This is a genomic window from Rhizobium sp. BR 315, assembly GCF_050577975.1.
GTDB classification, from domain to species: Bacteria; Pseudomonadota; Alphaproteobacteria; order Rhizobiales; family Rhizobiaceae; genus Rhizobium; species Rhizobium miluonense.
Genome location: NZ_JARWKZ010000002.1, coordinates 370,157 through 380,593, shown reverse-complemented (window position 1 = coordinate 380,593; position 10,437 = coordinate 370,157). Strand labels below are relative to the sequence as shown.

10 protein-coding genes are annotated in these 10,437 nt (G+C 60.1%); 5 read left to right on the top strand and 5 right to left on the bottom strand.

What is annotated here, in order from left to right:
• The 4 genes from tnpA to QD409_RS04245 form a co-directional block, all read right to left on the bottom strand.
• On the bottom strand, positions 1–215 hold a 215-nt coding region (tnpA, locus tag QD409_RS04260), incomplete at its 3' end, for an IS200/IS605 family transposase (protein WP_430761901.1).
• Between the two features lie 160 nt (positions 216–375).
• Positions 376–1,428, bottom strand: coding sequence for a substrate-binding domain-containing protein (locus QD409_RS04255; protein WP_092847167.1), 1,053 nt, complete (start codon positions 1,426–1,428; stop codon positions 376–378).
• A 52-nt stretch (positions 1,429–1,480) separates the two neighbouring features.
• On the bottom strand, positions 1,481–2,530 hold the full coding sequence (locus tag QD409_RS04250; RefSeq protein ID WP_092847169.1) for an ABC transporter permease: 1,050 nt from the start codon (positions 2,528–2,530) through the stop codon (positions 1,481–1,483).
• The gene (locus QD409_RS04245; RefSeq protein ID WP_092847171.1) at positions 2,527–4,044 is read right to left on the bottom strand and encodes a sugar ABC transporter ATP-binding protein; all 1,518 of its coding nucleotides are present in this window, start codon (positions 4,042–4,044) and stop codon (positions 2,527–2,529) included. Before QD409_RS04245 ends, QD409_RS04250 begins: the two co-directional genes overlap by 4 nt.
• Positions 4,045–4,189: 145 nt before the next feature.
• Here QD409_RS04245 and mtnK point away from each other — a divergent pair, with 145 nt between their 5' ends.
• From mtnK to QD409_RS04220, 5 genes are read left to right on the top strand one after another with little or no spacing between them, the layout of a single operon-like run.
• Positions 4,190–5,461, top strand: a complete 1,272-nt coding sequence (gene mtnK / locus QD409_RS04240; RefSeq protein ID WP_092847172.1) for an S-methyl-5-thioribose kinase — start codon at positions 4,190–4,192, stop codon at positions 5,459–5,461.
• The gene (gene mtnA, locus QD409_RS04235; RefSeq protein WP_092847174.1) at positions 5,458–6,552 is read left to right on the top strand and encodes an S-methyl-5-thioribose-1-phosphate isomerase; all 1,095 of its coding nucleotides are present in this window, start codon (positions 5,458–5,460) and stop codon (positions 6,550–6,552) included. The genes mtnK and mtnA overlap by 4 nt, the downstream gene beginning before the upstream one ends.
• A 4-nt stretch (positions 6,553–6,556) precedes the next feature.
• A complete protein-coding gene (locus tag QD409_RS04230) occupies positions 6,557–7,492 on the top strand; it encodes a transketolase (protein WP_092847175.1) in 936 nt (311 codons plus the stop codon).
• Positions 7,493–7,494: 2 nt separating this feature from the next.
• Positions 7,495–8,496, top strand: coding sequence for a transketolase family protein (locus QD409_RS04225; protein ID WP_092847178.1), 1,002 nt, complete (start codon positions 7,495–7,497; stop codon positions 8,494–8,496).
• On the top strand, positions 8,496–9,614 hold the full coding sequence (locus QD409_RS04220) for a RuBisCO large subunit C-terminal-like domain-containing protein (protein WP_092847180.1): 1,119 nt from the start codon (positions 8,496–8,498) through the stop codon (positions 9,612–9,614). The genes QD409_RS04225 and QD409_RS04220 overlap by 1 nt, the downstream gene beginning before the upstream one ends.
• Positions 9,615–9,722: 108 nt before the next feature.
• On the opposite strand, the gene QD409_RS04215 is transcribed toward QD409_RS04220, so the two are convergent.
• Positions 9,723–10,352, bottom strand: coding sequence for a GNAT family N-acetyltransferase (locus tag QD409_RS04215; protein WP_092847182.1), 630 nt, complete (start codon positions 10,350–10,352; stop codon positions 9,723–9,725).
• Positions 10,353–10,437 lie beyond the last annotated feature (85 nt).

Below are 10,437 nucleotides of genomic sequence, written 5' to 3'. Positions count from 1 at the left end.
GAGTATTTCGGCGGGATCGATATCAACATATGCACATGGTCGGGCATCAAATGACCCTCTTCGATCTGGCAACCTTTCTGCTGTGCCAGCCGACGTAAGAGTTCTCCCAATTCACGCCGTACGTCCCCGTACAGTCTTTTCGTGCGGTATTTGCTGCCAAAAACAACGTGATACTTGCAGTCCCACGTCGCATGCGAGAGCGGTTGTTCATCCACAGAACCTCCTTGTTCGAAGTCTGGGCCAACCCAGCGGTTCAAGCAGGAGGTCTCTCAACTACCGTGTAGAACTCGTCCAGTCCTCCACCGTAGGTGGAGGTTTATTCATGAATATAAAAAAGGCGGCCTTGCGGCCGCCAGCTCTCGGGGAAAGCGTTTGTTACTTGGCTACGGCCTTCGGCATCCAGGCCGGCATGGCGACATCCGCGTGGGCAAACTGCGGCAGCTTGGCTCCGAGTTCTTCCATATTCTTGATGTTCTGCTCGTTCAGCGCCTTCTGGGTGATGAGCGTCGGCGGGACGACGACCTGATGGCCCGGATCCTGGCCAGCAAGCAGCATGGCAAGTGCGCGGACGGAGACCTGGCCGACCACGGCCGGATTGGTTGCTGCCGTCGCTGCCCAGGCGGAGCCGGACTCGCGCATGGCGGCAATATCGGACGTCGAAATATCGGCCGAATAGATCTTCACATTGGAGGAAAGCCCGGCCTCGTCGACGGCGATCTTCACGCCCTTGGCAAATTCGTCATAAGGCGCAAACATCACGGTAATGTCGGGATTGGCCGAGACCACCGAACGGGCCTGATTGGCAACCGAGTTGGCGATCGGGTTGTCCATGGTGCCGAACTGGGCGGCTTCCTTGATACCAGCGTATTTCTTCTTGAACTCCTTCCAGGTCTCGTCGCGTCGGTCGAGCGGCGCAATACCGGCGACGTAGACATAACCGGCCTTGAAGCTTTCGCCATTGTCCTTGACGGCCTGCTCGAGTGCGAGGCGAGCAAGGTCGCGGTCGGACTGTTCGATCTGCGGGATCTTGGCATTCTCGACATTCACGTCGAAGGCGACGACCTTGATGCCGGCGTCGATGGCGCGCTGGGCAGCATCCTTCATGGATTCCGTCAAGCCGTGCTGGATGATGATGCCCTGCACGCCGAGTGCGATGGCCTGGTCGACCATGTCGGCCTGGACAGCTGCATCCTGGCGGCTGTCGAACACCTGCAGCTGGACGCCCAGCGCCTTGGACTGCGCCTCCACACCGGCCAGATAGGACTGGAAGAAATCTCCGGTCGAGAGATATCGAACAAGCGCAATCTTGACATTGCCTGCCTTGTCGAAGGGCTTTGGCATCTCTGCCGCAAAGGATGGCGCACCAAACGCCGCCGCTCCCATCAAGCCGAGCGTCAATACGCCTAGCGTTCTGCGTGTCATCTTCATATCAGTCTCCTCCTCCAGTGAAATTATGATTATCCGCCAGGGCAATGCGCCCTTAGCGTTTGCTCCTCTTTGAGAATGCAAAGGTGAAAATCAGGGCAACGACGAGAACCGCGCCCTTGACGAAATCTTGCGTGTAGTAGGGCACGTTCATCATCGTCAGGCCCTGCAGCAGGATACCAACGAAGAGGGCGCCGGTCGCCGTCCCCAGGGCATTGGGCTTTGCTGCGCCAAGCACGGCAAAGCCAATGAGCGCGGCGGCAACGGCATCGAGCAAAAGGTTGTTCCCCGACGCAATGTCGCCACGGCCGAGACGGGCTGCGAGCAGAATGCCGCCAATCGAGGCGAAGATGCCCGAGATGATGTAGGCGGAAATCTTATAGGCATTGACAGGTGCCCCGGCGAGGCCGGCCGCCCGTTCATTCGAGCCGACGGCATACATCATCCGTCCGAACCTCGTATATTCCAGAAAGAACCAGATCAGGATCGCCAGTACGATCAACACCACGACCGAAACCGGCACGAGATTGGGCAGGATAAAGTCGAAGCGGTGGCGGCCGAGGGCGAGAAAGCCGGGGCTGAACGCGCCGTTTGCGACAGACCCGTCCGGCATCGTCATTCCGGTGGCAATGGAGCGGCCTTCGGTCGGAATTCGCTGGAGACCCAGCAGAAGGAACATCATGCCGAGCGTTGCGAGCAGGTCCGGCACGCGCATATAGACGATGATGATGCCGTTGATGAGCCCGACCAACACGCCAACGGCAAGGCAGACGAGCGTTGCGGTGACAGCATCGCCACCCATGACGACCATGACATAGGAAGAGGCCATCATCGCGCTCGTCGCGACCGACCCGATCGACAGATCGAAGCCTCCCACCACCAAGGTTGCGGTGACGCCGAGGGCAAGGATCCCGGTGATCGACACCGACTGCAGGATGAAGACCGCGCTCTGCGGCGAAGCGAAGCCGCCAGTGACGAGCGAGAAGTAAAAGATCATGCCGGCAAGCAGTACGAGGAAGCCATATTTGATGGCGATGTCTCTGAAGCTCGCTGTCGGTTGGGACAAGGGGACCGCGCCTGCGGATTTGCTCTGTTCACTGCTCATATTGCGCTGACCTGTTGAGTGGATTGACCTGCGATCTCAGACAGCAGGCGCTCGACATCGATGCCGGAATTGCGATGCTCGCCGACGATCGTCTGCTCCGACATGACAAGAATGCGGTCGGCCACTTCAAAGACTTCGTCGAGCTCGGTGAGAAAAAGAATGGTGGCTCGCCCGTTTGCCGAGGAGCGTAGTTTTTCGCCAATGTCGCGGCGGGCCACGATGTCGACGCCCTGGAACGGTTCATCGAGAACGAGGAGAAGCGACGGCTCCGAGAGCCAGCGGCCGACCATGACTTTTTGCTGATTGCCACCGGAGAGCGTGTGCATCTCGTCCCGCTCATTGCGGCAGACGACGCCAAGCGCGGATATCTGCTGGCGTGCCCTCACCCGTTCGGTGCCGCGGCTCGATACTCCAAAACGCGACAGCCGCCGCAGAAACGGGAGGCTGATATTCTCGTAGATGTTGAAATCCGGCACGATACCGCTGATCGCGCGGTCCTTGGCCACGAGGAACACGCCGCGGCCGATGGCCTGGCCCGTCGATTTCGGCTGATAGCTTTGGCCGTCCAGCGTCATCTGACCGGCTGCTGGCATGCGCGCTCCGGCAAGCACCTCGGCAAGCGCCGACTTGCCGACGCCGACGAGGCCGGTGACCGCAACGATCTCGCCTTCGCCGAGCTCAAAGTCGAACGGCCGCGAATGCTCGGACAGCTGCAAGCCCTGCGCGCGAAAAACCGGAACGTTTGCTTCGCGCACGCCGATCGCGTCGGCAGAGACTTTGCGGCCGAGCATTGCATTCACGGCACCTTCATAGTCGAGATCCGGACCTTCGAAACGGCCGGTGATACGGCCGTCGCGCAGTGACACGATGCTGTCTGCAAGCCGGCGGATATCGGACATTCGATGCGAAATATAAAGAATGGCAACGCCTCGAGCCTTCAGCCGATCGACAAGCTCGAACAGGCGATCGGCTTCTGCACTCGACAGCGACGAGGTCGGCTCGTCGAGGATCAGGACTTTCGGCTCATGCGCCATGGCGCGCGCGATCGCCACCATCTGGCGATCGGCAAGGCTCAAGTCGTTGATGTTGGATTTGAGATCAATCGTCAGACCCATGCGCGAGGCGACCTGAGCGGCCTCACGCCGAACCCGGCGCGGATTGAAGAAGAGCCGCGCGCCGCGCCCGCTCAGGCGGTCGAGCGTCAGATTGGTAGCCACATCGAGATCGGCAACGACACCGTCATTGATGTTCTGGTGCACCGTCACGACGCCGGCGCGGATCGCCTCCGCAGGCGTCGAAGGGTCGAACGGCGCCCCCGAAAGGGTGATCATGCCGGCATCGCGCGGATAAACGCCGCTCAAGATGCGCACCAGCGTCGATTTGCCGGCACCATTGGCACCCATCAAAGCCGTAACGGCGCCGCCCTTGAGGTCGAGACGCACCCCCTGGAGTACCGCCACCGCACCAAAGGATTTGCGCACGCCTTCGATGCGAAACACTGCATTGTCGCTCATTGTCTTCTCCCAATGGTGGCAGGTTAGGATAGCTTTTCATCAAATGTCAAGGCCATTGACATTTGACAGAATGCTGACTTAGTTGTGCCCATGACGGCATGTCGAAACACGGTGGAGGCCGCGACATGCGCAGGAGGAGAGCATTATGGACACCCAAGTCTTTGCGGCGCTCAGCGTCGAGACATTACCGGGCCGGCTTGGCGGCAACGCCATTCTCAAGGAAAAAATCGGCGAGGATTCCGCGCGATGGGAGGTCAGGGAAGTCGGCGACGGCAACCTCAATCTCGTTTTCATCGTCACGGGCGAAAGTGGAGCCGCCATTGTCAAGCAGGCGCTTCCATATGTGCGCCTCGTCGGCGAAAGCTGGCCGCTTCCTCTGAAGCGCTCATATTTCGAGTATCATGCCCTCGCGCGCCAGTCCCAGCGCGACCCAGGCATGGTGCCGGAAATCTACTGCTTCGACGCGGCCCAAGCCATCATCGCCATGGAATTTCTGACCCCGCATGTCATCCTGCGGCGAGCATTGATCGACGGAAGGATCCTTCCGAAAATCGGGCAGGATCTCGGTCTCTTCTGCGCGCGCACGCTCTTTCGCGGCTCGGATCTTTCCATGATCACGCGCGACAAGAAGGCCGACATGGCCCTCTTCGCCGACAATATCGAACTCTGCGATATCACCGAAAACCTCGTCTTTTCGGATCCCTATTTCGAAGCGACGCTCAACCGGCACACCTCGCCGCAACTCGATCCGCTTGTCGCGGAATTGCGCGGTGATCGTGACCTCAAGGTCGAGGCACAGAGGCTGAAACATCTCTTCTCTGCAAAGGCCGAGACGCTCTGCCATGGCGACCTGCATACCGGTTCGGTGATGGTCACCGAGGAGGAAACCCGGGTGATCGACCCGGAATTTGCCTTTTACGGTCCGATCAGCTTCGACGTCGGCATGCTACTCGCCAACTTCTGGATGAGCTATCTCGCGCAAAGCGGTCATGAGAGCGACGGCTCCAAACGAGATGAGATGCGTGTCTATTTGCTTGATACCGTCGAAACCATCTGGGAAACATTCCGCGCCGAATTCGCCAATCTCTGGCGCAACGAGCGCAAGGGTATCCTTTACCAGGCAAGCCTCTTCGAAGATCAAGGAGACATGCTGGGTGCCGAACAGGCGCTGAACATCGTCCTCGACGAGATCTATCGCGAAATGCTGGGCTTTGCCGGTATCGAGATGCATCGCCGCATCCTCGGTCTCGCCCACAATGCCGATTTCGAAACCATCGCCGATCCCGATCGTCGTGCCGCCTGCGAAAAGAAAGCGCTGAAACTTGGTCGGCATCTCGCCGTCAATCGGCATCGCATCCACAGCCTCAAAGATGTCCGCGCAACGGCGGAGCTGCTTGAGAAGGAGACACTCGCTTGAAAGTCGGAGAACGCCACTACCATACCATCTGGCTCAACGAGAACGGCCGCTCCGTCGACATTATCGACCAGCGTTGGCTGCCGCATGAGTTCAGGGTCGTCACGCTAAAAACGGTAAGTGAGGTCGCAGTCGCAATTCGCGACATGTGGGTGCGCGGCGCCCCGTTGATTGGCGTAACGGCCGCCTACGGTGTCGCGATCGCCATGGCGAAGGACCCTTCCAATGCGCATCTCGACGCCGTCTGGGAAGAACTCAACGAAACACGCCCGACAGCCATCAATCTGCGCTGGGCGCTCAATGCGATGCGCGAGCACTTGCGGGTGCTGCCGGAAGATGCGCGTGCCGACGCCGCTTACAAGCGTGCGGCCGAAATTGCCGAGGAAGATGTCCAGCTCAACCGCGCAATCGGCGCAAACGGTCTCAAGGTCATCCGCGAGATCGCCGCGAAAAAGAAGCCGGGCGAGCCAGTCCGCATCCTGACGCATTGCAATGCCGGCTGGCTTGCGACCGTCGACTACGGGACCGCGACTGCGCCGATCTACATGGCAACGGAGGAAGGCATTCCCGTCCACGTCTATGTCGACGAAACCCGCCCACGCAACCAGGGTGCCTACCTGACCGCCTGGGAGATGAACGGCCATGGCGTACCGCACACGCTGATCGTCGACAATGCCGGCGGTCATCTGATGCAGCATGGCGATATCGACATGGTGATCGTCGGGACCGACCGCACCACCGCGAACGGTGATGTCTGCAACAAGATCGGAACCTACCTCAAGGCGCTTGCAGCCCGCGACAATGGCGTGCCCTTCTACGTCGCATTGCCGTCACCGACGATTGACTGGACGGTGCATGACGGCATCAAGGAAATCCCGATCGAGGAACGATCCGCGGACGAAGTCAGCTTCGTTCAGGGCAAAGCACGGGACGGCTCGATAGCGAGCGTTCGCATCTCGCCTGAAGGAAGCTCTGCGGCAAATCCCGCCTTCGACGTCACGCCTGCCCGCCTGATCACCGGCCTGATTACGGAACGCGGCATCGCGACGCCGTCGCCGGAAGGTCTGAAGGCACTTTTCCCCGAACGGAGCTGAGACGATGACCCTCTCCAATCAGAAATCCACGGAAGACATTGCGCTTGGAATTCGCCGCCGCGTCTTCTTCCACACCATGAAGAACAACGGCGGCTATCTGAGCCAGGCTTGTTCGGCCGCCGAGAGCCTCGCGCTGCTCTACAATGAATTCTTGAAGCTTGGCGAACCGACGCTTCCGAAAGTGCCCCTGCCCTTCCGTGGCGTGCCCTCGGCGCACAATCCCGATGCCTTTACCGGCGCCGGCTACCATGGTCCGTTCGCACCTGAATTCGATCGCTTCTTCATTTCACCCGCGCACTATGCATTGGTCATCTACTCGGCCCTTATCGAGATGGGGCGCATGGACGAACATGCGCTCGACCATTTCAACAAGGACGGCGGCTCGGTCGAGATGATCGGCGCCGAACACAGCCCGGGCATGGAAGTGACGACCGGATCGCTGGCACAGGGCCTTTCCATGGCGTCGGGCGTCGCCTGGGCACGGCAGAAGAAAGGCGAGCCGGGCAAGGTCTGGGTCTACATGTCGGACGGAGAATTCCAGGAGGGCCAGACCTGGGAATGCCTTGCGGCCATGGCCTATCACCGGATCGACAATATCCGCGTGATCGTCGACGTGAACCGCCAGCAATGCGACGGCGCCATGTCTTCGGTGCTCGATCTCGGCGATCTCGCCGCCCGCGTCAGCGCCTTCGGCGTGACGTGCCGCTCGGTCGACGGCCATGATCTCAACGCCCTGCGGCAGGCAGCCGAAAGCGCGGAAGCCGGCAAGCCGCTGGTGATCCTCGCCAATACCTCGCCCTATCAGGGCATGAACTTCCTCAAGAAGCGCTTCCCGCGACTGCACTATGTTCGCTTCAAGAGCGCGGACGAGCGGCTGGAAATGCAGGCGGCACTTGCCGCCGAGCTTGGCATCGACATGAACGCAGTGGAAAGGGCCTGAACATGGTCGAGATCGTCAACCGTCCCTATGCCAAGGCGTTCGAGGCTTTTGCCGTTGCGCGGCCCGAGGTTCTCTGCCTTTCGGCAGATCTTACCTCCTCCTGCGAGGTCGACGGCTTTCGGGATCGGCATCCGGAACAGTTTCTTACGCTCGGCATGGCCGAGCAGAACATGCTTTCCTTTGCCGGCGGCCTTGCAATGCAGGGCTATCGCCCGTTCCTCCACACGTTCTCGGTGTTTCTCTATCGCCGCCCTTATGATCAGCTGATCAATTCGATCGCCTACTCCAATCGCAAGGTGCGGCTCATGGGCTTCCTGCCTGGCATTACGACACCAGGCGGCATTACCCACCAGGCAATCGAAGATATCGCCGTGATGCGTGCGGTGCCGAACATGACCGTGCTTGAAACCGGCGATGCAACGGAAGTCGAAACGGTCCTCGAGGTTGCGGACGCCATCGATGGCCCCGTCTACGTCCGCGTCCTGCGCGGCGAGGTACCGCGCCTCTTCTCGACACCTTTCGAATTCAACAGGCTGCGTACGCTATCTGAAGGCGACGACATTCTCGTCGTCAGTTCGGGTGTTTGTACAGAAGAAGCATTGCGCGCGAGTGGGCCGCTGACCGCGCGGGGGATCGGCGTTCATCACCTGCACGCCTCGACTTTGAAGCCCTTCGATCGCGACGGCCTGCTCAAGGCCGCGCGCGGCAAGAAGGGCATCGTCACCCTGGAGAACCACACGATCGTCGGCGGTCTCGGCTCGCTGGTGGCGGAAATCCTCGCCGAGGAGGGCCTCGGCATTAGGCTGAAGCGGCTTGGCCTCAACGACACCTTTGCGCATGGTGCCTCCAAGCCATATCTGATGAAGAAGTACGGGCTTGACGCCGGTGCCCTTGTTGGCGCCATCGAGCAGCTCCTCGGCAAGCCGCTTTCCATCGGCGACAATGAACTGGCAGAGGTGCGTCTCGATCACGTTCATTCGGCGCAGAAGGCCGAGGCGCTTTGATGGCTCCGCGCTTTACCGTCACCTATTTCATCCGCGCTGCCGACGCGGCGGAGGCGAAGAGCCGTGCGCTTGATATCGCGCTCGAGCAGACTGTCGAAATCCCACGCCATGTCGTGCCGAAAGGCTACGTCGAGGAGGAAATTCTCGGCCGGCTGGAATCCCTGGAAACGGACCCGAACAGCCGGCAGGGCTTCCTTGCAACCATCTCGTATTCGGAAGACGACATCGGCGGCGATTTCCTGCAATTTCTCAATATCGTGTTCGGTAACAGCTCCATCAAACCAGGTTTGAAGGTGGAGGATATCGGCCTTTCGCCCGGCATCCTCGATCTTTGCAAAGGGCCACGGCATGGCATCGCCGGTCTTCGAGCGCGCGCCGGAATTGGCGAAAGTCCATTGCTGATGTCGGCGATCAAGCCGGTCGGCCTTTCGACGAAAGAGCTTGCCCGCCTTGCCCATGATTTCGCGCTTGGCGGTATGCATTACGTCAAGGACGATCATGGCCTGGTCGATCAGAAGACATCGCCATTCGACGAGCGGCTGAAGGCGTGTGTCGAGGCCGTCGGCGAGGCGAACGCCAGGAGCGGCGCCAAAACCGGCTTCGTGCCCAATGTGACAGGTCCCGCCAATGCCATTATCGAGCGAGCAAAGCAGGCTCAGGAAGCGGGCGCTGGCGGCATCATGATCGCTCCGGCGCTTGCCGGCTACGATGTCATCCGCACCCTTGCCGCAGATCCGGATTTCACCCTGCCCATCGTCTCGCATCCGGCCTTTTCCGGCGCGAACGTCGTCTCGCCCGACTGCGGATTTAGCCATCGTACGTTCTTCGGAACTCTGCACCGGCTGATGGGGGCAGATGCGGTCATCTATCCGAATTTCGGTGGCCGGTTCGGCTTTACGCGCGAGGAGTGTGTGTCGATCGCTGACGCTTGCTCGGTCGAACTTGGCGGCGTGAAGACCATTGTCCCCGCCCCAGGCGGCGGCATGACATTGAACCGGGTCGCCGAGATGCGTGAGACCTATGGCAACGATATCATGTATTTGGTTGGCGGCGCGCTGTTGGAGCAAGACAACCTCGTCGAGGCATGCCAGCGTTTGTGCGATGCCGTTAACGCGTGATCGGTCAAGAGCATCCGGGCCTGCCTGACAGGGGTGCGTCGGAACACGCCGATCTTGCCGATTGGCTGGATTTTTGTGACGCTGGCCAGAACACATCATAGGCCGACGTTACGGGACCGGGATGGATGCGGTCGAATAGGGTGAGATGGTTTTCCACCCCAATGTGGTATAAAGCGCGCGCCCGTCTTCCGTCGCGACCAGCAGTTCCGGCACGGTTGGTGATGCTTTCGCTCCCTGGAGCGCTGTCATGACAGCATTTCCCAAGCCTTTCCGGCGATGCGCCGGGTCGGTCGCTATCCGGTCGTAGACAAAAACATCCTCCGTCTCGGCCCCATATCCGCTGGCCGCCAGCAAGCCCGTATCCGAGAAAACGCGTACCTCCACCGCAGACCCGACACGCCGGATATCGATCTCATATCCTTGAGCCAATGGTCGCTTCGGATGCACGCCGTTGGCTCGCATGAAGTAGCAAGGCGCATGCAGCGTCCAAAAGTCCGGAAGCGCCGATCGCAATTCGCCGGCCTCACCACAAAGCTTCACGAAATAGCGCGGGTCATCGATAGAACGGACGAGTTCCTTGAGGCCCGGTCCCAGTTTCGGAAAAATCCAGCGGCTCACTTCGACATCGCTGTTGGTATCGATGCGGAAGCCGCCATATTCAGGCAGAGGTGGAGCAAGGCCCCGCGCGATCGACCGCGCTGAAAGCCACGCATTCAAGATCAGAGGATCAACGCTCATCATCTCTAGTGGTTGGGACGACAATTACCCGAACATAGAAGTAGCGCCGCAACCTTGCAACAACCCACCCGTCATCACCGTTCGC

Excerpts from the sequence above, each read along its gene's own strand:
- mtnK (WP_092847172.1), top strand. The coding sequence starts at position 4,190 with ATGGACACCCAAGTCTTTGCGGCGCTCAGCGTCGAGACATTACCGGGC.
- QD409_RS04220 (WP_092847180.1), top strand. The coding sequence starts at position 8,496 with ATGGCTCCGCGCTTTACCGTCACCTATTTCATCCGCGCTGCCGACGCG.
- QD409_RS04250 (WP_092847169.1), bottom strand. The coding sequence starts at position 2,530 with ATGAGCAGTGAACAGAGCAAATCCGCAGGCGCGGTCCCCTTGTCCCAA.
- QD409_RS04230 (WP_092847175.1), top strand. The coding sequence starts at position 6,557 with ATGACCCTCTCCAATCAGAAATCCACGGAAGACATTGCGCTTGGAATT.
- QD409_RS04215 (WP_092847182.1), bottom strand. The coding sequence starts at position 10,352 with ATGAGCGTTGATCCTCTGATCTTGAATGCGTGGCTTTCAGCGCGGTCG.
- QD409_RS04255 (WP_092847167.1), bottom strand. The coding sequence starts at position 1,428 with ATGAAGATGACACGCAGAACGCTAGGCGTATTGACGCTCGGCTTGATG.
- QD409_RS04245 (WP_092847171.1), bottom strand. The coding sequence starts at position 4,044 with ATGAGCGACAATGCAGTGTTTCGCATCGAAGGCGTGCGCAAATCCTTT.
- QD409_RS04225 (WP_092847178.1), top strand. The coding sequence starts at position 7,495 with ATGGTCGAGATCGTCAACCGTCCCTATGCCAAGGCGTTCGAGGCTTTT.